This window comes from Streptomyces sp. NPDC045470 (assembly GCF_040646595.1).
Lineage (GTDB): Bacteria > Actinomycetota > Actinomycetes > Streptomycetales > Streptomycetaceae > Streptomyces.
In genome coordinates, this window is sequence record NZ_JBEZAN010000031.1 from 33,088 (window position 1) to 54,376 (window position 21,289).

The 21,289-nt window shown below is 72.0% G+C and carries 22 protein-coding genes; 10 read left to right on the top strand and 12 right to left on the bottom strand.

All coding sequences use genetic code 11. The annotated features are described in order from the left end of the window. The first annotated feature begins 127 nt into the window (after positions 1-127). Both AB0A97_RS39395 and AB0A97_RS39400 read left to right on the top strand, forming a co-directional pair. A complete protein-coding gene (locus AB0A97_RS39395) occupies positions 128-766 on the top strand; it encodes a sigma factor-like helix-turn-helix DNA-binding protein (RefSeq protein WP_361160200.1) in 639 nt (212 codons plus the stop codon). Continuing rightward, entirely contained in the window at positions 763-1,014 is a 252-nt protein-coding gene (locus AB0A97_RS39400) for a hypothetical protein (protein WP_361160203.1), read from the top strand. Before AB0A97_RS39395 ends, AB0A97_RS39400 begins: the two co-directional genes overlap by 4 nt. A 251-nt stretch (positions 1,015-1,265) precedes the next feature. Here AB0A97_RS39400 and AB0A97_RS39405 read toward each other — a convergent pair whose 3' ends face one another. Further along, a complete protein-coding gene (locus AB0A97_RS39405; RefSeq protein WP_361160206.1) occupies positions 1,266-2,426 on the bottom strand; it encodes a cystathionine gamma-synthase in 1,161 nt (386 codons plus the stop codon). A 195-nt stretch (positions 2,427-2,621) separates the two neighbouring features. On the opposite strand from AB0A97_RS39405, the gene AB0A97_RS39410 reads away from it, so the two are divergent. Together AB0A97_RS39410 and msrA are read left to right on the top strand one after the other, a co-directional pair. Continuing rightward, positions 2,622-3,728, top strand: a complete 1,107-nt coding sequence (locus AB0A97_RS39410; protein ID WP_361160209.1) for a hypothetical protein — start codon at positions 2,622-2,624, stop codon at positions 3,726-3,728. A 128-nt stretch (positions 3,729-3,856) separates the two neighbouring features. Next, positions 3,857-4,522: a peptide-methionine (S)-S-oxide reductase MsrA gene (gene msrA, locus AB0A97_RS39415; RefSeq protein WP_361160212.1), complete on the top strand. Its 666-nt coding sequence runs from the start codon at positions 3,857-3,859 to the stop codon at positions 4,520-4,522. Positions 4,523-4,691: 169 nt separating this feature from the next. Here the strand turns inward: msrA and AB0A97_RS39420 are convergent, their stop codons facing one another. Beyond that, positions 4,692-5,861: a TerD family protein gene (locus AB0A97_RS39420; RefSeq protein ID WP_361160215.1), complete on the bottom strand. Its 1,170-nt coding sequence runs from the start codon at positions 5,859-5,861 to the stop codon at positions 4,692-4,694. 386 nt (positions 5,862-6,247) lie between these two features. Between AB0A97_RS39420 and AB0A97_RS39425 the strand changes: the two genes are divergently transcribed. Continuing rightward, on the top strand, positions 6,248-6,664 hold the full coding sequence (locus tag AB0A97_RS39425; protein WP_361160218.1) for a hypothetical protein: 417 nt from the start codon (positions 6,248-6,250) through the stop codon (positions 6,662-6,664). On the opposite strand, the gene AB0A97_RS39430 is transcribed toward AB0A97_RS39425, so the two are convergent. Both AB0A97_RS39430 and AB0A97_RS39435 read right to left on the bottom strand, forming a co-directional pair. Then, positions 6,658-7,014 (bottom strand): DUF1330 domain-containing protein, encoded by a 357-nt coding sequence (locus AB0A97_RS39430; RefSeq protein WP_361160221.1) that lies wholly within the window; start codon positions 7,012-7,014, stop codon positions 6,658-6,660. The two genes, AB0A97_RS39425 and AB0A97_RS39430, sit on opposite strands and share 7 nt — an antisense overlap. A 232-nt stretch (positions 7,015-7,246) precedes the next feature. After that, a complete protein-coding gene (locus AB0A97_RS39435) occupies positions 7,247-8,164 on the bottom strand; it encodes an NAD(P)-binding domain-containing protein (protein WP_361160224.1) in 918 nt (305 codons plus the stop codon). 59 nt (positions 8,165-8,223) lie between these two features. Between AB0A97_RS39435 and AB0A97_RS39440 the strand changes: the two genes are divergently transcribed. Next, entirely contained in the window at positions 8,224-8,634 is a 411-nt protein-coding gene (locus tag AB0A97_RS39440; protein ID WP_361160227.1) for a MerR family transcriptional regulator, read from the top strand. A 46-nt stretch (positions 8,635-8,680) separates the two neighbouring features. Here the strand turns inward: AB0A97_RS39440 and AB0A97_RS39445 are convergent, their stop codons facing one another. The 3 genes from AB0A97_RS39445 to AB0A97_RS39455 form a co-directional block, all read right to left on the bottom strand. Beyond that, positions 8,681-10,009, bottom strand: a complete 1,329-nt coding sequence (locus AB0A97_RS39445) for a DUF2786 domain-containing protein (RefSeq protein ID WP_361160230.1) — start codon at positions 10,007-10,009, stop codon at positions 8,681-8,683. 73 nt (positions 10,010-10,082) lie between these two features. Further along, a complete protein-coding gene (locus tag AB0A97_RS39450) occupies positions 10,083-11,327 on the bottom strand; it encodes an Ig-like domain-containing protein (RefSeq protein ID WP_361160233.1) in 1,245 nt (414 codons plus the stop codon). A gap of 225 nt (positions 11,328-11,552) precedes the next feature. Continuing rightward, positions 11,553-11,945 (bottom strand): hypothetical protein, encoded by a 393-nt coding sequence (locus tag AB0A97_RS39455; protein WP_125054538.1) that lies wholly within the window; start codon positions 11,943-11,945, stop codon positions 11,553-11,555. A 115-nt stretch (positions 11,946-12,060) separates the two neighbouring features. On the opposite strand from AB0A97_RS39455, the gene AB0A97_RS39460 reads away from it, so the two are divergent. Next, a complete protein-coding gene (locus AB0A97_RS39460; RefSeq protein WP_361160237.1) occupies positions 12,061-12,396 on the top strand; it encodes a hypothetical protein in 336 nt (111 codons plus the stop codon). 146 nt (positions 12,397-12,542) lie between these two features. On the opposite strand, the gene hutH is transcribed toward AB0A97_RS39460, so the two are convergent. From hutH to AB0A97_RS39485, 5 genes are all read right to left on the bottom strand, one after another. Continuing rightward, positions 12,543-14,087, bottom strand: a complete 1,545-nt coding sequence (hutH, locus tag AB0A97_RS39465; protein ID WP_361160240.1) for a histidine ammonia-lyase — start codon at positions 14,085-14,087, stop codon at positions 12,543-12,545. A gap of 149 nt (positions 14,088-14,236) precedes the next feature. Further along, positions 14,237-15,391, bottom strand: coding sequence for a GGDEF domain-containing protein (locus AB0A97_RS39470; protein ID WP_361160243.1), 1,155 nt, complete (start codon positions 15,389-15,391; stop codon positions 14,237-14,239). Positions 15,392-15,498: 107 nt separating this feature from the next. Beyond that, positions 15,499-16,293 (bottom strand): enoyl-CoA hydratase-related protein, encoded by a 795-nt coding sequence (locus tag AB0A97_RS39475; protein WP_361160246.1) that lies wholly within the window; start codon positions 16,291-16,293, stop codon positions 15,499-15,501. Between the two features lie 88 nt (positions 16,294-16,381). Next, a complete protein-coding gene (locus tag AB0A97_RS39480) occupies positions 16,382-17,593 on the bottom strand; it encodes an adenylate/guanylate cyclase domain-containing protein (RefSeq protein WP_361160248.1) in 1,212 nt (403 codons plus the stop codon). Positions 17,594-18,017: 424 nt separating this feature from the next. Further along, positions 18,018-18,950, bottom strand: a complete 933-nt coding sequence (locus AB0A97_RS39485; protein ID WP_361160251.1) for a biotin--[acetyl-CoA-carboxylase] ligase — start codon at positions 18,948-18,950, stop codon at positions 18,018-18,020. A gap of 141 nt (positions 18,951-19,091) precedes the next feature. Between AB0A97_RS39485 and AB0A97_RS39490 the strand changes: the two genes are divergently transcribed. The 3 genes from AB0A97_RS39490 (at position 19,092) to AB0A97_RS39500 (ending at position 21,225) form a co-directional block, all read left to right on the top strand. Then, a complete protein-coding gene (locus AB0A97_RS39490; RefSeq protein ID WP_361160254.1) occupies positions 19,092-20,681 on the top strand; it encodes an acyl-CoA carboxylase subunit beta in 1,590 nt (529 codons plus the stop codon). A gap of 73 nt (positions 20,682-20,754) precedes the next feature. Beyond that, positions 20,755-20,970, top strand: a complete 216-nt coding sequence (locus tag AB0A97_RS39495) for an acyl-CoA carboxylase subunit epsilon (protein ID WP_361160257.1) — start codon at positions 20,755-20,757, stop codon at positions 20,968-20,970. Between the two features lie 123 nt (positions 20,971-21,093). After that, a complete protein-coding gene (locus AB0A97_RS39500; RefSeq protein ID WP_003981923.1) occupies positions 21,094-21,225 on the top strand; it encodes a hypothetical protein in 132 nt (43 codons plus the stop codon). Positions 21,226-21,289 lie beyond the last annotated feature (64 nt).

A 21,289-nucleotide genomic window follows, 5' to 3' on the forward strand; every position in this document is an offset into this window, starting at 1 on the left:
GGTTCCTCGGCGGCCGGCGGCCCGGCCGCCGCGCGGCAGCGGCGTAGCGGCAGCCGGCCATGCTCGCCCCCCGGTTTTTTCCCTGCCGCCTCTTGACCGCGTGCCGGGCCTGCCGTGCCATGGAGCTGTGCGAGAGCGGCGGGCAGCCCAGGAACGCCGTCGTGCCCGGGAGTTCGAGGCGTTCGTCGCGGGCGCGGCCGGCCGTCTGCTGCGCGCCGCCACGCTGCTGACCGCCGAGCCGGAGGACCGGCGCGCGCCCGCCGCCGAGCGCCTGCTGATCCTGGCGCTGGCCCGTACGTACGCCGCCTGGGACCGGCTGCGCGGCGAGGACCCGTACGACCGCACGCGCCAGGAGATGGCCGCCTGCTTCGCGCACTCCGCCTGGCGGGAACGGCTCCCCCGCGCCCTGGCCCACGGCAGACGACCACCGCCCGGCGGCCTTCTGGGGCGACTGTCCCCGCAGGAGCGGCTGGTGCTCGTCCTGCGCCTCTACGAGGGCGTCGCCGAGGAGCAGACCGCCGCGCAGTTGGGCCTGCCCGCCGAACGCGTCCACACGCTGTGCCTGCGGGCCGTGGGGCACATGCGCAGCCGCCCTCCTGCCGGGCGCGGGGAGCCGCCGGTACGGGTCGGCGCACCGGCGGCGGAACCCTCCGGCGTGCCGGCACCGAGGCCCGCCGACGCGCCGGGCGCACCACCCGCACCACCCGCGCCGCCCGCCCCGGAGCCACTTCCACCGGCCCCGCACCCGGAAGCCGCCGCGCCATGAGCCTTCCGGACCGCAAGGAGGCCGAGGTACGGCGGATGCTGGACGGACCGCATCCGCCGGTCCCGCCCGACCTGGCGCTGCGCGCCGCCGCCAGCGGCCGGCGGCTGCTGGTCCACCGGCGGCTGGCGCGCCGGCTGCTGTGGCTGCTGACCGTTGCGGCGCTGGCGGCGCTCCTGGCCTGGGCGGCCGTCGACCAGCCGTGGCTGCCGCCGCCGGCGCACACCACCCCTCCACTGGAAGGGTGGTGAGCGGAGGGCCGGGCGCCTCAGGCGCCGCTGTCCCAGCGCCTGACGGTGCCCCTCAAGGTCGGCGCCCGACAGTGCCACTCAAGCCCGGCACCGGAGGTTCGCCCCTCAAGGCCGGCGTCTGGAGTACGCCCCTCAAGCCCGGCGCCAGGGCCGTTTCCCGGTTCGGCGCCAGGGCCGTTTCCCGGTTCGGCGCCAAGGCGTCTCCCGGTTCGGCGCCAGGGCCGTCTCCCGGCCCAGCGCCTGAGCGTTTCCTAGCCCAGCGCCTGGGTGAGGTCCGCGACCAGGTCGTCGACCGACTCGATGCCGACCGAGAGCCGCACGAGGTCGTTCGGGACCTCCAGCAGCGAACCCGCCGTCGAGGCGTGCGTCATCCGGCCCGGGTGCTCGATCAGCGACTCCACGCCGCCCAGCGACTCACCGAGGGTGAACAGCTTGGCACGGTTGCAGACCTCCACCGCGGCCTCCTCGCCGCCCGCGACACGGAACGAGACCATGCCGCCGAAGGAACGCATCTGCTTGGCGGCGACCTCGTGGCCGGGGTGGTCCTTCAGGCCCGGGTAGAGGACCTGCGACACCTTGTCGTGCGAGGCGAGCAGCTCGGCGATCCGGGTCGCGTTGGCGCTGTGCCGGTCCATCCGTACGGCCAGCGTCTTCAGACCGCGCATCACCAGCCACGCGTCGAACGGTCCGGCGACCGCGCCCATCGCGTTCTGGTGGTAGGCCAGTTCGTCGCCCAGCTCGGCGTCGTCGACCACGAGCGCGCCGCCGACCACGTCCGAGTGGCCGCCCATGTACTTGGTCGTGGAGTAGACCACCACGTCCGCGCCGAGGGCCAGCGGCTGCTGGAGGTAGGGGCTGGCGAAGGTGTTGTCCACGACCAGGCGGACCCCGGCGTCGCGCGCCACGGCCGCGAGCGCGGCGATGTCCGTGATGCCGAGGAGCGGGTTGCTGGGCGTCTCCACCCAGATCGCCTTGGTACGGGGGCGCAGCGCGTCCCGTACGGCCTGCGGGTCGGAGGTGTCGGCGACCGACCACTCCACACCCCACCGCTCGACGACCTTCGAAATGAGGCGGAACGTGCCGCCGTACGCGTCATTGGGGATGACCACGTGGTCGCCGGGGACCAGGAGGGTGCGCAGCAGGCAGTCCTCGGCCGCGAGCCCGGAGGCGAAGGCCAGGCCGCGGCGGCCGCCGTCGAGGGCGGCCAGGTTCTCCTCCAGGGCGGTACGGGTCGGGTTCGCGCTGCGGCTGTACTCGTAGCCGCCGCGCAGCCCGCCCACGCCGTCCTGCTTGTAGGTGGACACCTGATAGATGGGCGGTACCACCGCGCCGGTCGCCTCGTCGGGCTCCTGACCTGCGTGAATGGCAAGGGTCTCGAAATTCTGGGGGCGCTGCTCGCGCTGATCGCTCATGTCTGCCGAGGGTAGTCGTCCACACCCGCGAACTTTTCGGAACTTTCTGCTTCGCTGGATAGTGGATACATACAAGACACATACGCGCTCCACCCCGCTCCATCCTTGCCGCGACACCACCAAGCCACACTCCCCGCCCTCGTCTCCACCCTCACCCCCATCCGCACCCCAAGACCGGAATCCGAGACTGACCACATGGACGTTCTGCTGGTTCTCTTCGCCGCTGCCGCGCTCGGCGGTCTTGTCCTGCTGCCCTGGCTGCGGCGCCGGCAGGCCGCGCAGCAGGCCCAGCAGGGGCTGGCGGTGGCCGCCGACCCCATGGCGGGCTACGGATTCGTGCCGGCCCAGGAGCTCGACGTACGGCTGCCGGGCCCCGACCAGGAGTTGGAGGACACCCTCGACGAGATCCGGCGCGGCCACGACTGGCGTCCGGCCGCCCAACTGCTGAGCGCCACCGGCGAGGACTGGGAGCGCCGCTGGCAGCGGGTGCAGACGCTCGCCGGAGCCGCGGCGTTCGAGCTGGCGGAGCGGCCCGGGCAGGGCGGCATCTGGCTGCGTACGTGGCGCTCCGAGGCGCCCAAGGACCCGGGCGGCGCCCAGACCCACGCCCAGTTCCTCGTCATCCAGGCGCTGCGCGACCCCGGCTCGCAGGATTTCCGCATGATCCTGGAGGAGGCCCGGACGGTCTGCCACGAGGCGGCCCTGCTGGCCCCCGGCAGCCCCGTCCCGTACATCACCGAGCTGGCCGTCGCCCGCGGCCTCGGCGACCGCCGCGCGGACTACGACGCTCTGTGGTCGAAGGTCGCCCAGCGTGCCCCGCACCACATGGGCGCGCACCTCGCCGCCCTGCCCTACTGGTCGCAGAAGTGGCACGGCTCCAAGGAGGAGGCCGCCGCGTTCACCGAGAGCGCAGCCTCGGCCGCCCCCGCCAAGAGCCTGCTCCCCGCTCTCCCGCTCTTCGCCGTCTACGACCACCTGCCCGAGGCCAACATGGTCCGCGGCCTCTTCCAGAGCGCCGTCGTCGAACGCGCGATCGAAGGCGCGCACTTCGCCCTGCGCGAGGCCCCGGCGGACCACCCCATGGCCCCGCACGTCCGGCACCTGCTCATCTGGTTCCTCGTGCACGCCGAGCGCTACGCGGAAGCCGTGGAGCAGCTCCGTCTGGTCGACGGCCATGTCGGCGCCGTCCCGTGGTCGTACGGCAGCAGCCCCGCCGCCGAGTACGCCGCGTACCGCGCCCTGGCCGTGGCCGGCTGGGAACGCGGCGGCGGCACGTCGTCCGACTTCCGCCCGCACCCGTGACCACCGGCCGACCCGGCGACGCCTCCAACCCCGCTTCCGTCCCCGCCCCCCGGAATGCGGCTCCCGCGCCCGGCGTTGTCCCGGCAGCCGGTCACCGCCCTCTTCCCTCACCCCCGGAGCGAGACGCCATGCTCTTCAACCGCTTCAAGAACGCCCTGCCCTCCCCGGAGGAGGCCCTGAAGGGCCGCCCCGAACGCGACTTCACCGTCCCCGACCGGCACACGGTCCTCGGCACCCCGCTCCTCGGCCCCTACCCCGAGCACCTGCGGACCGCCGACTTCGGCCTGGGCTGCTTCTGGGGCGCCGAGCGCAAGTTCTGGCAGACCGAGGGCGTCTGGACGACGCTGGCCGGCTACCAGGGCGGCCACACCCCGAACCCCACCTACGAAGAGGTGTGCAGCGGCCTGACGGGCCACACCGAAGCGGTCCGCGTCGTCTACGACCCCGCCAAGGTCTCCTACGCCGCCCTCCTGAAGCTCTTCTGGGAGTCCCACGACCCCACCCAGGGCTTCCGCCAGGGCAACGACACCGGCACCCAGTACCGCTCCGCGATCTACACCCACTCCCCCGCCGACCACCAGGCAGCCGAAGCCTCCCGCACCGCCTACCAGTCCGTCCTCCACGCCGCCGGCCACGGCGACATCACCACCGAGATCCTCCCGGCCACCGACCGCCCCTTCTACCCGGCCGAGGGCTACCACCAGCAGTACCTGGACAAGAATCCGGCGGGATACTGCGGGATCGGGGGGACGGGGGTGAGCTGCCCGGTGGGGGTGGCCAAGGCGGAAGACTGAGCCCCTCACGGCAATCCGGCTGCGGACGCCTGGTACGTGCAACCGGAGAACGCCGGAGTGCTGGTCTTCACGAAGGACGGCTGTGTCTCGCTGCTGGAGATTTACTCTGCGTCCAGTGAGCCGATCACTACATGGCCAGAGTCCAGCTTCGTCGAACGCCGCTCAACAACTACCTGGTCTTGAATTCGACCTTTCCAGTACTCATCCGGAAGTTCCCGCTGGAGTACAGCACCGGCCGGGCCTCGACGTGGTTTCCGCTGTACTTCTCCACGTGCCGGATCTGCACACCGCTGGGGACGGTGAAGTCAAGCAGGGCGATAGCCACCCAATAGGACAGGTTGCGATTGTTGAAGAGTGGCACCGTCACGGTGGATCCTCGCCCATCAGTGACGACCACGCGGGCACCGTAGGACTTGAATGAACCCGTGCCGTTCTCTACGGCGCTGTAGGCACACAAGAGGACGTACCCCTGCAGGTCAGGGCGACGGATCGTGACCGTCTCACGACCGGGCACTCGGGAATCGCCGTCCAGAGCCATGTAGGGCGCTACGGAGAGCGATCCGAGTTGGCGGTAGTAGACCACGTCATCGGTCTTGTTCGGGCGCTTCCCTTGCGGCGTGACAAGACTTCCGGGGACGAAAAACGCGTACAGGTCGAGATCAGCTCCTGCTCTCCGTCGAGCAGCGCTGCCACCGTTCCATTCAAGGGTGGCGGTGACGACGAGGCCCGGGTCGTCCTTGCTCATGTCGATGGTGGCTCGACCGGCCTTGGAGAGGGCGACTTTGCCCAGCGGGACCACAGGCCGGGGCGTCACTGGGGCAGGTGGGGACGGGGCCTGGGACGGCGCGGGGTCGTCGACGACAATCCCGACGTCCGCAGCCAGCCCCGCCAATCCTGTGTCCCAACCCTGGCCTACTGCCCGCGCCTTCCATCCGTCGCCTCGTCTGTACAGTTCCACCAGGACGGCCACTGTCTCCGAATTCTTCAGAGGGGGTGGCACGAAACTGATCTTTGCACCCTCGCTGTGGATGACGACCTGCGGAGTGTTACTCGTATCGAAGTGGGCGACGGGGAGCTCCGGATCGATGCTGGCGACAACTGCTATGCGTTCCACCGTGGACGGGACCGCCGCCAGGTTCGCGACGATGGTCTGGCCTTTCACGGCGACGCCGTCTTGTGACAGATGGTGGTAAAACACGAGGTCGTCATCGCTTCGCACCTTGCCGTCCGGTCCAAGAAGGACGGCGGAGACATCGATGCCGGCGGACGATGTGAGGGAGACACGGCAGGTCCCGGTCGGCAGAGGTGCGTTGCCGCCCTTGGTGAGAGTGGTGGTCATGTGTGGCCTTTCACGATGGTGTGTGCATCGTGAGGGCCCAGACTGCTCTGTGTACGGCAAACACTGATGACGGGTACGTGACCGGGTTGTGAGCCGACCGCAGGACAAGGGGGGAGTGGCGCTTTGATCGCCTTTCCTTCTGGCGGGAGTACGGCGCAATCGGGGCGGACGGGAGTGAGCTGCCCGGTGAGGGGGGGGTGGCGCAGGCCGTGTGGGGTGAGTGAGGGGTTGATGGCTGTGCCGGGGACGGTGGGGCGGGCCGGGGCCGGTACTGCGTTCGGGTCCGGTGGACCAGTCGGATGCCCGTTGCGGAAGCCGCAGTCTCACTTTCAGACGAACAGCTCTTTCCGGGCGTCATCGCGCCCCTGAGCCGCCACCCTTTTCCCATGGCGACTTCGGGGGCACGGGGCGGGCATTTCGGTGGACTGAGGCAGTGGTGGGGCGTTCTGGCCGGCGTCTTGCTGATCGCGGCGTGGGCTCATGCCGCCGCGGGTCCGGCTGTGGTGATCACCTTGTCCGCAGCCGTGTTCCTGTGGAGCTTCTTCCAGGCGCCGGTGCCGTGCGGCGCCCCGGTGCGCGGACGCACGGACGGCTGCCGCAACAACGCCTATGGGCTACTGCTGGGGTGCCACATCCGCCAGCACCGCTGGCAGAAGCTGAAGATGCTGATCGTCCGGCGGCAGGTGCGCGCGTTCTGCGCGGGACTGTTCTCGGACGGCAAGGCCATCGTCATCACGCTGGCCGGGCTGGGGAGTTTCGTCTCCGGGCTCGTCGCCCTGGTCCCCGGGGTCGTCGTTCACTGAGGCGGCGTACGTGCTTCGGCCGCCTTCAGGGCTTCGGCGCGGGCGGTGGGGTCGTAGGCGGCGGGAAGGCCGGGGAAGAGGATGACGTCGCCCGCTATGTGGCGGGTGCGCAGGGGGAGGATTTCCTGGTAGGCGTCGGAGCCGTACCAGGCGCGGGCCTCGGCGAGCCCGGGGAACTCCAGCAGGACGAGGCTGCCCGGCCACTCCCCCTCCCGTACCTCCAGCTTGTCCCCGTGCGCGAGGAAGCGCCCGGAGTACGGCGCGAGCGTGGCCTGGATCAGCTCCAGGTACGCGTACACGTCGGGGTGGGGCTCGCGGTCGCGGAGGTGGGCGAAGGCGTAGGCGGGCACGGGTCCTCCGTAAGGCGCTTGTGGGGCTGGTTCGTTGTTCTCACTGTGTCGGCGGAGGACGGTCGGAGGCCATTACCCCGGGGGTAAGGCAGCGGCGGATGACGGAGTGGCGGCGGCCCGGGGGTGACGGTGGTGAGCGGGCTGGTGGGTCGGGAGGCCCGGAAGCTGGTGGGCGGGGCGGCGGAGGGCTTCCGGGCGCTCGCGGAGGGGGGAGTGGAGAGGTGCCGGGGGGTCAGTCGGGGCGGTGGGGCCGGGTCGGCTTCTTGAAGACTTCGTGCACGGCCAGGTAGTTCTTGCCGCCGTGGCCTTGGGCGATCGCCTGCTCGGCGATCGCCTTCATGAGCTGCGGCTGGTCGGTGTGGATGCCCTGTTCCCCGCAGGTGCGGGCGATGTGGTCGAGCGCGTGGAGGTTCATTTCCATGGTGCCCGCGTCGCCGGGGTAGTCGCCCTTGTCCAGGGCGGGGGCCTGGTCGGTGAGGGTTGCGTTCACCACTGTGGGCATGAACCAGTTGAGGGCGAGATCGGCGAACTCGACTGCCGGGACGTCCGCCGATCCGACCAGCGCCGTGGCGTGCAGGAAGCCGTTCATGGTCGCGTACATCAGGTCGAGCAGCGCGGTGTTGTACAGCACCGCCAGGCTGGGGTCGGGGCCGAGGTACCGGGGGTCGCCCATGCTCGCCAGCGTCGTCCGGTGCTCGTCGACGACATGCCGTGCACCGCTGTAGAGGAAGACGGACCCGGGATGCCCGACGAGCGGCGGTGGCACCATGATCGCGCCGTCCAGGTAGGCGATGTCTCGCCCGGCCGCCCAACTGGACGCCGCGCGGGCCTCGTTCGGCGTGCCGGAGTTGAGGTTCACCAGGGTGCGGCCCTTCAAGGCGTCGCCGGCGGAGTCGAGAACCGCGTACATGGACGCGTAGTCCTTGAGGCAGACGACCGTGACAGGGCTCTCGGAGATCGCTTCGGCGGCCGTCCCCGCGCGGCGGGCGCCCTTGGCGACGAGGGTGTCGGCTCTCTCCGGGGTGCGGTTCCAGACGGTCGTGGGGTGGCCGTTGCGCAGGAGCGTTTCGGCGAGCGCGAGGCCCATGGGGCCGAGGCCGATGATGGTAACGGGGTCGTGCTGAACGGGTCCTGATCGGTTGTCGGTCATGCGCAATAGACTGCTGTCTCACATCGGTGTGAGAGTCAACTGGACGTGGTGGTCGTCACATGCGTATGGGGGAGTTCTCCCGGCGGACCGGGGTCAGCCAACGCCTGCTGCGCTACTACGAGGAACAGGGGCTGCTCAAGCCGTCGCGCCGGGTGAGCGGATACCGCGAATTCACGGAAGCGGACATCGCCACCGTCCGGGGCATCCGCATGCTGCTCGGCGCCGGTCTCCGCACCGCCACGATCGCCGAACTGCTGCCCTGCATGGTCGACGACGGGCAGACCCTGGCGCCGGCCTGTTCCGGCATGCTGCCCGACCTGCAACGGGAACGGGAACGCATCGACGAGGCCGTGGCCGGCCTGCTGGCCGCACGGGAGACGCTGGACGCCGTCATCGCCGCCACGCCGACGGGCGGAGGGGAGGATCCGGAAGCCTGTTACGCGGCCGGCGCCGCGCAGCGGTCCGGATGACGCAGGGGGCGAGGGGGACGGGGAAGGTTCGGGGCCGCCGCCGGGGTCAGGGCTTTCGGTGGCCCAGGCGGGCGCGGTCGGCTGCCGCGGCGCCCTGTTCCCAGCCGTCGGCGTCGCGTACGCCCCGCATCCGGACGGCGGCGGTGTCGGGGAACAGTTCGCCGGTGGTTTCGGCGACGGCGACCTCGCGGGCGGCCAGGACCGGCAGGAGGTCCGGGGTGCCGGCCACGGCCTCGGTGGTCGCCTCCTGCGTGGCCGCGGTCAGACGGGTGCGGATGCGGTCGGCGTAGGCGACGAGGAAGGTCTGGCGGAAGTCGCGGGTGCGGCGGGAGCGGCCGCGGCTGTGGTGGGCGTCGCCCGCGCGGTGCATGGCGGTGGTGGCCTGGAGAAGCAGTGACGTGTAGAGGAGTTCGGCGGCCTCCAGGTCGGCTTCGAAGCCGATGAGGGTGGAGAAGGCCACGTCGCCGGACCAGACGGCCTGGCAGCGGTTGGCGGCGGCGACGGCGTCGAGCAGCAGGGCCTTCGCCTGCTCGTACGGGCCTTCGATGCCGATGCGGATGGCGGAGGGGACGGTGCGGATGGCCGAGGGGCCGGCGCCCCGGCCGCCGCCGGTGCCGGGGCCCGCGTCGGCGCCGACACCCGCACCCGCACCGCCATCGCCACCGGCGAGGTCGAGCAGCGCCTCGTCGATGCTGTGCCGCGCCATCAGCTCCTGGGCCTTGGCCGACAGCGCCTCCGCCTCCTCCGGGTAGTCCGTGGCCTCGGCCTTGGCCAGCAGCCCGCGGATACGGCCGAGGTGCCGCGACTCGGCGGGGGCACCCCCGCGTACGGGCCGAGCGGTCGGCAGAGGCGTGATGCGGGGCAGGCGCGCCAGGACGCGCAGCGCTGCCAGTACGTCGTACGTCGTCTCGAAGCGTGAGCTGCGGCGGCGGTGCGCCAGCTCCTGCAGGTAGCGGGAGTCCGACTGCCACCAGGTCTCGGCTTCGAGGTCGCGTAGCTGGGCCGCCCAGCGGGAGCCGCGGGCGCGTTCCGCCGCCCGGCCCGCGCGCTGCGCCTCGGCCGCCATCGCGTCCACGACGACGGCGGTACGCGGGCCGCCGCCCGTCTCACGCCGTACGATCCGCTCCAGGTCGGCGGGCTGCCAGCCGCCCTGCCAGCAACGCCGTACGGCGTCCTCCGCCGCGGCCAGCAGCGCGGCGCTGACGGCTTCCGGGCCCGCGGGCGCCGCCGCCAGCATCGAGGCGCCGGCCTCCAGGGCGTCCTCGGCGGATGTCCCGTCCTCGGCGTACCGGACGGTGCCGAGTACGGTGCCGACCAGGTCACCGGCCGCCGCCCGGCCGCCCTGCCGCCGCTGTCCGTCGTCGCGCTTGCTCACGTGGTCACGATACGGAGGGCGGGCCCCCGCCTGCGCACCGGCGGGGGCCCGCCCTCCGTGGGACGACCGTGCGCTACTTCACGGCGCTGCCCGCCACCCACTCGTTCCAGTCCATGTTCCAGCCGTTGAGGCCGTTGTCCGGCTTGATGGTCCGGTCCGGGGAGTTGACCATGTGGACGACATCGCCGACCAGCGAGTTCTGGTAGAACCAGGCGCCGTCCGTGCTGGGGTCGCCGGCGCCCTTCACGTCCTCCAGGCCGATGCAGCCGTGGCTGGTGTTGGCGTTGCCGAAGATGCCCTTGCCCCAGTAGTTGCCGTGCAGGAACGTGCCGGAGCTGGACAGCCGCATGGCGTGCGGGACGTCGGGGATGTCGTACTCGCCCTTGCCGTCGTTGTTGGTGAAGCCGACGGTGGAGCCGTCCATCCGGGTCTGCTGGTACTTCTCCGAGACGACCATCTTCCCGTTGTACGTCGGGTGGTCCTTGCTGCCCGCCGAGATCGGGATGGTCTTGATCGTCTTGCCGTCGCGGACCACGGTCATCCGGTGGGTCTTGGCGTCGACCGTGCTGATCTGCGAGCGGCCGATCCGGAAGTCGACCTTCTTGTTCTGGACGCCCTTGACGCCGGGCGCCGCCTCGACGCCGTCGAGCTTCAGGTCCACGCTGACCTTGGAATTCGGCTTCCAGTAGTCCTTGGGGCGGAAGTCCAGGCGCTGGTCACCGAACCAGTGGCCGACGATCTCCTGGTTGCTGCTGGACGCCACCTTGATCGCGGACTGGACGTCCTTCTTGTTCTTCACGGGCTTGTCGAAGTTGACCGACACCGGCATCCCGACGCCGACGGTCGAGCCGTCCTCCGGCGTGTAGTTGCCTATGAAGCTGTTCTTCGGGGAGACCGTGGTGAAGGTCGAATGCTCCACCGCCTTGCGGCCGTCGCCGTCGGCGGCGTGCGCGGTGATCGTGTACTTGGTCGAGCGCTCCAGCTGCTTCTTCGGCTGCCAGGAGCTGCCGTCGGCGGCGAGCGTGCCCTCGACCGGCTTCTTGTTCTCACCGGCGGTCATCGTGACGTCGGTGAGCTTGCCGCCGTCGACGGTGACCTTGGCGGCACTGTTGATGCCCGCGTCGGTGGAGCCGTTCTTCGGTTCGATCTTGATCTTGGCTTCCGAGGCGTCCTTGGCCGCCGCCTCGTCGACCTTCTTCGTGTTGTCCTGGCCGCCCCCGTCACCGCCGTCACCGCCACCGCACGCCCCGAGTGTCAGCACACCCCCGAGCAGCGCGGCAGTGGCTATCAGGCCCTTGCGACGCTTGCTGTCCGTCATCACACGATTCTCCATTGCCTTGCTGCCGAACCCGAAACCCCCGAGCCGGGCGTCGCGCCGCAGACCGCCGGCCGACACCATCAGGAACGCCTGTTCCGTTTCGTCCGTTCCATGCCTGCGGCGGCTGTGGGAAATGCCACGCGACCCCCGTACGGCGACGGCCGTCGTACGGAGATCGCGTGGCGGCCGTACGGAGATCGCGTGGCGTCGGCCGCGGACGGCTCCTCAGAAGCGGACGCGCACCCCGTCCGCCGACGTCCCGTCCGCCCCGGCCGTCCCGGGCTCCTCGTCCTCCGGGAAGTCGTCGTCCTCGGCGTCGTGCCCGAGGACCCACTCCGCGTCGGCGTCGTAGTCGATCTCCTCGCTGCTCCAGGACGCCTGCGTCAGCTCCACTCCGGGGACGCCCTCGACCAGGTCGAAGGGGTCCACGAGGTACGCCAGCGCCTCCGCCGGATCGGTCTGGACCGTTTCCCGCGCATGGCCACGCTCCTCCGCGGGTAGAGAAGGGTCACCGTTGATGTGGTCGAGTGCCGCGCCGGTCAGCCGGTCCGAGTCGGCGACCTCCATGACGAGTTCGACATGGAGCCGGACAAACCGTGATGTCTCGTCGTTGCTCATGTCAGGGAGCGTAAGCACCACCGGCTCCTGACTTCCCCACGACCCGCGGCTGTCACTAACATCTGTTGTCAACGGTCAATTTGCCGAGCCCACAAGGGGGATCGTTTCCGTGCCCGTGACCGCACGTCGACCACTGCTGACCGCCGCAGCCGCGGGATCGGTACTGCTCGCCCTGTGGTTCGTACCGTCCGCGAACGCCACCGTCGAACACGGCGAACGGACGCCGCACGACACCCCCCGGTCGGCCCAGCAGGCCCCGAGGACGCAGTCGCACGCCGCCGCGCAGACCGGCACGGACCAGCAGGGTTCCGCTGCCGCGCGGGGGGCGCTGCTCGCCGACACCGGCGCGTTCGACACCACGCCGTACGTCGTCGGAGGGGCCGCCTTCCTCGGCATCGGCGCCGGGCTGGTCGGCTTCTCCGTCCGCCGCACCCGCGGCGACGCGGCCTGACCGACCCGACCTGGCCCCGACCTGGCAAAGAAGCGCGGAGAACCGCGCGGATCTCCGGACGGCGGCCCGGCGGAGCGCAAGCACGTACCGGGCGGAGCGAGCCACGCCCGCCCCGCCCGGTCACCGGCTCGCCACCGCCCCGTCCGTCAGGCCAGCTCGCCCGTGACCTGCTCGACCGCCGCGACCAGCCGGCCGTCGCGGACGAAGTCGTACGCCGCCTCCAGGTCCGGCGCGAGGAAACGGTCCTCCCCCGGGCCCTGGACCCCCGCGGCCCGTACGGCGTCCAGCACCGCGCGGGTGGCCGGCGCCGGGGTCAGGCCCGCGCGCATCTCCACCGCCCGGGTCGCCGCGTACAGCTCGACGGCGAGCACCCGGGTCAGGTTGTCCACGGCGGTCCGCAGCTTGCGCGCCGCCGACCAGCCCATCGAGACGTGGTCCTCCTGCATCGCGGAAGACGGGATGGAGTCCACCGAGGCGGGCGCCGCCAGCCGCTTCAGCTCGCTGACCAGCGCCGCCTGCGTGTACTGGGCGATCATCAGGCCCGAGTCGACGCCCGGGTCGCCGGCCAGGAAGGCGGGCAGGCCGTGCGAGCGGTTCTTGTCCAGCAGGCGGTCCGTACGGCGCTCCGCGATGGAGCCGAGGTCGGCCGCGGCGACGGCGAGGAAGTCCAGTACGTACGCGACCGGCGCGCCGTGGAAGTTGCCGTTCGACTCGACCCGGCCGTCCTCCAGCACCACCGGATTGTCGACGGCGGCGGCCAGCTCACGGCTCGCGACCAGGCGGGCGTGGTCCAGCGTGTCCCGGCCCGCGCCCGCGACCTGCGGGGCGCAGCGGACGGAGTAGGCGTCCTGGACGCGCGGCGCGTCGTCCTGGTGGTGGCCGGTGAGTCCCGAACCGGCCAGGACCTTGAGCATGTTGGCGGCCGAGGCGGCCTGCCCGGGGTGCGGGCGGATGGCGTGCAGCTCGGGCGCGAGCACCTTGTCCGTGCCGAGCAGCGCCTCCAGGGAGAGCGCCGCGGTGATGTCCGCGGTGGTGAAGAGGCGGGCCAGGTCGGCGCAGGCCATGACCAGCATGCCGAGCATGCCGTCGGTGCCGTTCAGGAGGGCCAGCCCCTCCTTCTCGCGCAGTTCGACCGGCGCGATGCCGTGCTCGGCGAGCAGCTCGCCGGCCGGGCGTACGACGCCGTCGGGGCCCTCCGCCTCACCCTCGCCCATGAGCGTCAGCGCGCAGTGCGACAGCGGCGCGAGGTCGCCGGAGCAGCCGAGCGAACCGTACTCGTGGACGACCGGGGTGATCCCGGCGTTGAGGATCTCCGCCATCGTGCCGACGACGAGCGGCCGGACGCCGGTACGGCCGGAGGCCAGCGTCTTCAGGCGCAGGAACATCAGCGCGCGCACCACCTCGCGCTCCACCCGCGGGCCCATGCCGGCGGCGTGCGAGCGCACGATGTTGCGCTGGAGCTGGGCCCGCAGCTCCGGGCTGATGTGGCGTACGGCCAGGGCGCCGAAGCCCGTGGAGACGCCGTACACCGGGTCCGGCTTGGCGGCGAGGTCGTCGATGACCGCGCGGGCGGCGGCGACGGCCGCCATGGCCTCCTCGGACAGCTCGATACGGGCGGCGCCGCGGGCGACGGCGATGACGTCCTGTGCGGTCGTGCCGGACGTCCCCAGCACCACAGTGTGCATATCCATATTCAGGCACCCTAGAGATTGAATCCCTGGATGTCACCACTGGATCTCCACCTCGGTGGCCGTCGTGCGGTACGGCGCGCCGGACACCGTACGCGCGGGCCGCGCCTCGTACGCGGGCGGGCCGGACGCCGCGGGCGGGCCGGGCCCGGTCACCGCCGGAAGCGGCGGCGTTCCGTCGACGAGGTGCGTTTCGGGGCGTCGGCCAGGCGGATCACCGGGTCGTCCGTACCGCCGTCCCGGCCCGCCACCACCGGTCCGCGTGAGCCGGAGCCCTTCGCGCGGTACTGGGCCGCGTCCGCCAGCCGGAACAGCCGACGGGCCGAGCGCACCGGGCCGATCGGATCGCCGGTCGACGCGACGCCGACCGCCACCCCCTCGCCGAGTTCCAGCTCCGCCGCCCGGTCGCACAGCTCGGCGGCCACCTTGGCCACCTCGTCGGCCGACGGGCCCACCGTGAGGAGGCAGAACTCGTCGCCGCCGAGCCGGGCGGCGAGGGCGCCCGGCAGTATGGCGCCACACAGCGACAGCACCGAACCGAAACGTTCCAGCAGCCGGTCACCGACGGCGTGCCCGCACGAGTCGTTCACCCGCTTCAGCCCGTTCAGATCGCACACCACCAGGCTCACCACCGCGCCGTCCCGCCGGTGCCGCTCCAGGGCCTCGTCGAGCCGCATGTCCACCGCGCGCCGGTTGGCGAGGCCGGTCAGCGCGTCCGTGAACGCCAGCCGGCGCGCCTCCGCCAGTCGCTCGGTCTGTGCGATCCCGGCCGCCGCCACCGCGGCCAGTACGGTGGCGAAGTCCGCGTCCGCGCGCGTGAAGACCGGCTCCCCGGCCGAGCGGGCCACGTACAGCTCGCCCCACGCCCGCCCGTGCAGCACGATCGGCGCGACCACGCAGCAGCCACGCCCCCGGCGGCGCAGCGCGGCCACCCGCTGGTGGTTGTACCGGCCGTCCTGCGGCCCCTCCCCGGCGGTCTCCACCCAGGCGTTGGGCTGGCCGCCGCCGGCCCACTGCTCGTGCAGGAATCCGACGATCTCCGGGAACTCGTGCACCGGGTAGGACTCGTCCTCGGGGTACGGCACCTCCCCGTCGGCCAGCTCACCGACGTTGACCAGCACCTTCAGCCGGCCCAGCTCACGTTCCCAGGCCGAGACCGCCGCGAACGAGCCCCCCAGGGCCGCCCGCACCCCGTCCGCGGCGGCCCGCGCCGAAGCGCGCGGGGTGTGCGCCGCCGCCATCGCCTGCGCGAGTGCCACCACGGCCCGGAGCCTGTCATCGCCGTCGTCCGTCACCGGACCTCGCATTCCGTCACCGTGAGCACTACGTGTCACTACAGCGTAGGAATGTTCCACAGCGTTCGCCCTTTCCGACCGGTACCGACCTGTTCCGACCGGGCGGGGCCGGGTACCCCTTACTCCCCCGGCCACTCCGGGCTGCGCTTCTCGACGAAGGCGGCCACGCCCTCCGCCCGGTCCGCCGAGAAGGCGACGCTGCGCCAGGCGCCGTCCTCGAGGTCGAGGCCGGTGCGCAGGTCGAGGCCGTGGCCCAGGCGCAGCGCGCGCTTGGCGGCGCGGAGGCCGACCGGGGAGTTGCGGGCGATGCGTCCGGCGAGGTCCAGGGCTTCCGGCGTGTCCCGGGCCTCGTCCACCAGATGGTCGACCAGCCCCAGCTCCCGCGCCTCCGCCGCCTCCACCCGCCGCCCCGTGAAGATCAGCTCGGCCGCGCGGGCCGCGCCGACCCGCCGCGGCAGCAGCTGCGTACCGCCGCCCCCGGGGATGACGCCGACCGACACCTCGGGCAGCCCGACCACCGCCGTGCGGTCCGCCACGATCAGGTCGCAGGACAGCGCCAGCTCGAAGCCGCCGCCGAGCGCGAAGCCGTGCACGGCCGCGACGGTGGGCATCGGCAGCTCCAGGACACCGGTGTAGGCGGCCCGGGTGCGCGGGCGCTGCCGCATCAGGTCGGCGTCGCTGAAGGAGTTGCGTTCCTTCAGGTCGGCGCCCACGCAGAAGGCCCGCTCGTGGGTGGAGGTGAGGACGGTGACGCGGACGTCCCGGTCGGCGGCGAGCGCGGCGCAGGCGGCGCTGATGCCGTCCGCCATGGCCGTGGACACGGCGTTCATCGCCTTGGGCCGGTCGAGCCGCAGTTCGGCCACGTGCCCGTGCCGGTGTACGCCGACGAAGTCCCCGAAGCGTTGCGCGTCCATGCAGCACCCTCCCTGGTCAACGATCGTTCCGTCACTCTAGTCAGGGGCGCAACAGGCACTCGGGCAGCGGGCGGTGACGTACGGAGGTTCAGCCGCGGCGGCTGAGGAGCCAGGGCTCGACGACGCCCAGCCCCCGCACCGGCCGCTGCCACATCGGCTGGAGCGCGAAGCGGTACTCGGGCAGCGGCCCGGCCCCGTCCTCGGCCGCCGCGGCGGCGGCCTTCGCGTCGGCCTCGGAGACGGGCGCCTCTCCCGTGCGTCCCAGCTCCTCCGCGAACGCCTCGTCCACCAGCACCGTGTCCTTCGGCGCTATCGACGTGAGGCGGCTGGCCAGGTTCACGGTCGTACCGAAGACGTCGCCCATCCGCGTCGTGACCGTGCCGAACGCGATGCCGACGCGCAGCTCCGGCATGGTCTCGTCGTTGGCCATGGTCTCGATGAGGCGGAGCCCGATCTCGGCTGCCGTGCCCGCGTCGTCGGCGGCGAACAGGACCTCGTCGCCGAGCGTCTTGATGAGCCGGCCGCCGTGCGCGGCGACCAGGTCGGCGGCGGTGGTCTCGAACGCCTCGACCAGCTCGCCCAGTTCCTCCTCCTCCAGGCGGCGGGTCAGGCGGGTGAAGCCGACGAGGTCGGCGAAGCCCACCGCGAGGCGCCGGTCGACCATCTCCGCGTCGTCCTGGGCCTGCACGACGCGGCCGGTCGCGGCGGCGAGCTGGCGGCGCCAGACGTAGACGAGGAACTCCTCCAGTTCGGGCAGGAGCAGTTCGACGAGAGGGTAGGTGATCTCCGTACGGGTCAGGCCGGAGTCCTGCGGCTCGGTCAGCCCTTCCAGGAAGGAGTCGATCTGCCAGTCGGCGAGGCGGGCCGTGGTCTGCCCGGTCGAGCGCGCCACCTGCACCGCCATCGCCTCGCTGAGCAGGCCGGCCTCCACCAGGCCCGCCAGCCGGCGCAGCGCCAGCACGTCGGCCTCGGTGAGCGCCTTGACCTGGCCGATGTCCGCGAAGCCCATGGCGCGCCAGAAGCGGGACGCCAGTTCCATGGAGACGCCGGCGCTGCGGGCCGCCTGGAAGGGGGTGTAGCGGCGGTCGGAGCCGAGGATCAGTTGTTCCAGGCGGATGGCGATGGTGTCGTCGTCGGGACCGTCACCCGCGCTGTCGGCGCGCGCCGCGCCGTCGCCCGTACTGTCGGCGCCCGCCGTGCCGTCCGCAGGCGCCGAGTCCCCCTCACGTGGAGCGGCCCCCGTCTCACGAGGGGCGATGTCCGCTTCGCGCGGGCCGGCGCCCGAGTCGTCGGCGGTCACCGCTCGCTCCCTGTCCGTTCCCTGCGCACTGCCCTTCCGATCACTTCTCGCTCGTTCGCCCGCTCCACGGCGGACGGCCTCAACGATACGGCAGGTGTGCTCTGGCTCACTCTCACACCTCGTCGCTATCGCCCCGATCGGCACATAAGTGCGATTGCTCCCGAGGTTTCTTGACCAGGATCTGATCATTTTTGATCGCGATGCGGACGGGAAGCGGATCGGCCGCGCGTTCGGAGCCCTTGGCCCGGCCACCGTACGAAAGTCCCCGGCATTCCGCCCCGCCGGTTGGACGGCAGTTGGACGGAGACCGAGCGGGCCACGACACGAGCCGAAGGGCCGGTCAAGGCCGGGCCACGACACGAGCCGGGGCAGCATCCGGCCAGGGCGGCGCCACCCCGCTCAGCGCCGCCCCGCCGTCCGCCCCCTACTCCTGCGCCGCCGGCCGTAGGTGCACGATGTCCCCCGCGGCGACCGGCTGCTGCATGCCCTCCTCCGTGGCGAGCACCAGCCGCCCGTCACCGTCGATGGCCACCGCCTCACCGAGCAGGGCCCGGTCGCCGGGCAGTTCGGCGCGCACCGAGCGGCCGAGCGTGGCGCATCCGGCCGCGTACGCGTCCTGGAGGCGGCAGGCCGCCGCGTCGCCGTCCGCCGCGGTCCACTGCCCGTACCAGTCCTCGACCGACCGCAGTACGGCCCGCAGCACCGGGTCCCGGTCGGTCACCTTGGCGCCGGCCAGCGCGAGCGAGCCGGCACCGGGTACGGGCAGCTCCTCGGCGCGCAGCGTGACGTTGAGGCCGATGCCGATGACCACGCCGTCGCCGGCGCGTTCCGCGAGGATGCCGCCGGCCTTGCGCTCCTCGTCACCGACGGTCACCAGCAGGTCGTTGGGCCACTTCAGGGCGGTGTCCACGGCCGTGACGCGGGCCACCGCGCTGGCGGTCGCCACCCCGGCGAGCAGCGGCAGCCAGCCCCAGCGCTCCGGAGGGACCCGCGGGGTGAGGTAGAAGGAGAAGAAGAGGCCGGAGCGCGGCGGCGCCGACCACCTGCGGTCCAGTCGGCCGCGCGCGGCCGACTGCTCCTCGGCGACGAGGACGGCTCCCTCGGCCAGCCCTCCGGCGGCGCGCGCGGCGAGGTCGGTGTTGGTCGAGCCGGTCGCCGGCACGACGTCGAGGCCGGTCCAGAGCGCGCCGGGACGCAGCAGGGCGCGCCGTAGCGCCGTCCCGTTCAGCGGCGGCCGGTCCAGGTCGGACCAGCGCCCGCCGGAGCCCGCCTCCGGGCCCGAGCCGGTGCGCGCCGCGTCGCCGTCGCCGCCGCCCGAGCGGTCTTTGTCCTGGTTTTCCGGTGGTTGAGACGTCATGGCCCCAGCCTAGGTGTGGTCAACGACGCAGTGCCCCTGAGCAGTCCCGCCGATACGCTACGAAGCGGTAGCCCATCCCGTTCAACCCCCGTACCACCCTCGTACGAGCACCAGTCCAGGACGAGCAGGAGCCGCATCCCGATGTCCGAGCCGGAAGCACACATCACCACGACCGCGGGCAAACTGGCCGATCTCCAGCGCAGGATCGAGGAGGCCACCCACGCCGGGTCCGCGCGGGCGGTGGAAAAGCAGCACGCGAAGGGCAAGCTGACGGCGCGTGAGCGCGTGGAGCTGCTCCTCGACGAGGGCTCGTTCGTCGAGCTGGACGAGTTCGCGCGGCACCGTTCGACCAACTTCGGGCTGGAGAAGAACCGGCCGTACGGCGACGGCGTGGTGACCGGTTACGGCACCGTCGACGGGCGCACGGTCTGCGTGTACTCGCAGGACTTCACCATCTTCGGCGGTTCGCTGGGCGAGGTCTACGGCGAGAAGATCGTCAAGGTGATGGACTTCGCCCTGAAGAACGGCTGCCCGGTCGTCGGCATCAACGACGGCGGCGGCGCCCGTATCCAGGAGGGGGTCGCGGCCCTCGGCCTGTTCGCGGAGATCTTCCGCCGCAATGTGCACGCCTCCGGCGTGATCCCGCAGATCTCGCTGATCGTCGGCCCGTGCGCGGGCGGCGCGGTCTACTCCCCCGCCATCACCGACTTCACGGTCATGGTCGACCAGACCTCGCACATGTTCATCACCGGCCCCGACGTCATCAAGACCGTCACCGGCGAGGACGTGGGCTTCGAAGAGCTGGGCGGCGCGCGGACGCACAACAGCACCTCGGGCGTCGCGCACCACATGGCGGGCGACGAGAAGGACGCCATCGAGTACGTCAAGGCGCTGCTGTCCTACCTGCCGTCCAACAACCTCTCCGAGCCGCCCGCCTTCCCCGAGGAGGCGGACCTGGAGACCTCGGAGTACGACCGCGAGCTGGACACGCTGATCCCGGACTCGGCGAACCAGCCGTACGACATGCACACCGCCATCGAGCACGTCCTCGACGACGGCGAGTTCCTGGAGACGCAGGCGCTCTTCGCGCCGAACATGGTCACCGGCTTCGGCCGGGTGGAGGGCCACGCGGTCGGCATCGTCGCCAACCAGCCGATGCAGTTCGCGGGCACGCTGGACATCGACGCGAGCGAGAAGGCCGCGCGGTTCGTGCGCACCTGTGACGCGTTCAACGTGCCGGTGCTGACGTTCGTGGACGTACCGGGCTTCCTGCCGGGTACGGACCAGGAATGGGACGGCATCATCCGGCGCGGCGCCAAGCTGATCTACGCCTACGCGGAGGCGACGGTCCCGCTGATCACCGTGATCACCCGCAAGGCGTTCGGCGGCGCGTACGACGTCATGGGCTCCAAGCACCTGGGCGCGGACCTGAACCTGGCCTGGCCGACGGCGCAGATCGCGGTCATGGGCGCGCAGGGCGCGGTCAACATCCTGCACCGCCGCACGCTCGCCGCGATCGAGGACCAGGACGCGCAGGACGCCCGCCGCCAGGAGCTGATCCAGGAGTACGAGGACGCGCTGCTCAACCCGTACGTGGCGGCCGAGCGCGGCTACGTCGACGCGGTGATCATGCCCTCGGAGACCCGTCGGCACATCGTCCGCGGGCTGCGCACGCTGCGCAACAAGCGCGAGTCGCTGCCCCCGAAGAAGCACGGCAACATCCCGCTGTAGGGCCGCCGGTGCCCGTCGGCGGCCCTGACCGCCGTTCGCCGCAATTCCGCCAGAGCCAGGAGGTCGGTTGACCATGATCAAGGTCGTCCGGGGCAACCCCACACCCGAGGAGCTGGCCGCCGCACTGGCGGTGGTTCGCACCCGCGCGGCGGCGGCCGCTGCCGCCGCCTCCGCCGCGCCCGGCACGGAACGTACGGACGAATGGGCCGACCCGGCATCCACGGTCCCGCACCGCAGGCTGCCGCACCCGGGCCCGCGGGCCTGGCGTACGAGCTACTGGCCGCGCTGACGTCCGTGGCCCGGCCCCGCCGCCGGCCCCTCCTCCACTGGTCCCTCCGCTAGTCCTTCCGCCCGACGGCGCTTGAGTACGCGTACTCAGGCGCCGTCGGCGTTCCCGGCGGAGGATCGAAGGATGCTGTGGTCCGATCCGCCCGACGAGCCTCCCGAGGAGTTGCGCCAGGTGCAGGCGATGCTCCGCCGGATGGGCATCGTGCTGGCCGTCGCCGCGGTCGTGCTGATGGTGATGCTGGTCGGCGGGGCCTGAGAGATCCGGGGGCCGGGCCGCGGGCGGTCTTCGCGACGCGACGTCGGGGGACGGTGTCGGGCCC

What these genes read in the sequence shown, in the direction of transcription:
- AB0A97_RS39400 (WP_361160203.1), top strand. Translation starts at nt 763, where the DNA reads ATGAGCCTTCCGGACCGCAAGGAGGCCGAGGTACGGCGGATGCTGGAC.
- AB0A97_RS39405 (WP_361160206.1), bottom strand. Translation starts at nt 2,426, where the DNA reads ATGAGCGATCAGCGCGAGCAGCGCCCCCAGAATTTCGAGACCCTTGCC.
- AB0A97_RS39410 (WP_361160209.1), top strand. Translation starts at nt 2,622, where the DNA reads ATGGACGTTCTGCTGGTTCTCTTCGCCGCTGCCGCGCTCGGCGGTCTT.
- msrA (WP_361160212.1), top strand. Translation starts at nt 3,857, where the DNA reads ATGCTCTTCAACCGCTTCAAGAACGCCCTGCCCTCCCCGGAGGAGGCC.
- AB0A97_RS39420 (WP_361160215.1), bottom strand. Translation starts at nt 5,861, where the DNA reads ATGACCACCACTCTCACCAAGGGCGGCAACGCACCTCTGCCGACCGGG.
- AB0A97_RS39425 (WP_361160218.1), top strand. Translation starts at nt 6,248, where the DNA reads ATGGCGACTTCGGGGGCACGGGGCGGGCATTTCGGTGGACTGAGGCAG.
- AB0A97_RS39435 (WP_361160224.1), bottom strand. Translation starts at nt 8,164, where the DNA reads ATGACCGACAACCGATCAGGACCCGTTCAGCACGACCCCGTTACCATC.
- AB0A97_RS39440 (WP_361160227.1), top strand. Translation starts at nt 8,224, where the DNA reads ATGCGTATGGGGGAGTTCTCCCGGCGGACCGGGGTCAGCCAACGCCTG.
- AB0A97_RS39450 (WP_361160233.1), bottom strand. Translation starts at nt 11,327, where the DNA reads ATGACGGACAGCAAGCGTCGCAAGGGCCTGATAGCCACTGCCGCGCTG.
- AB0A97_RS39455 (WP_125054538.1), bottom strand. Translation starts at nt 11,945, where the DNA reads ATGAGCAACGACGAGACATCACGGTTTGTCCGGCTCCATGTCGAACTC.
- hutH (WP_361160240.1), bottom strand. Translation starts at nt 14,087, where the DNA reads ATGGATATGCACACTGTGGTGCTGGGGACGTCCGGCACGACCGCACAG.
- AB0A97_RS39470 (WP_361160243.1), bottom strand. Translation starts at nt 15,391, where the DNA reads ATGCGAGGTCCGGTGACGGACGACGGCGATGACAGGCTCCGGGCCGTG.
- AB0A97_RS39475 (WP_361160246.1), bottom strand. Translation starts at nt 16,293, where the DNA reads ATGGACGCGCAACGCTTCGGGGACTTCGTCGGCGTACACCGGCACGGG.
- AB0A97_RS39485 (WP_361160251.1), bottom strand. Translation starts at nt 18,950, where the DNA reads ATGACGTCTCAACCACCGGAAAACCAGGACAAAGACCGCTCGGGCGGC.
- AB0A97_RS39490 (WP_361160254.1), top strand. Translation starts at nt 19,092, where the DNA reads ATGTCCGAGCCGGAAGCACACATCACCACGACCGCGGGCAAACTGGCC.
- AB0A97_RS39495 (WP_361160257.1), top strand. Translation starts at nt 20,755, where the DNA reads ATGATCAAGGTCGTCCGGGGCAACCCCACACCCGAGGAGCTGGCCGCC.
- AB0A97_RS39500 (WP_003981923.1), top strand. Translation starts at nt 21,094, where the DNA reads ATGCTGTGGTCCGATCCGCCCGACGAGCCTCCCGAGGAGTTGCGCCAG.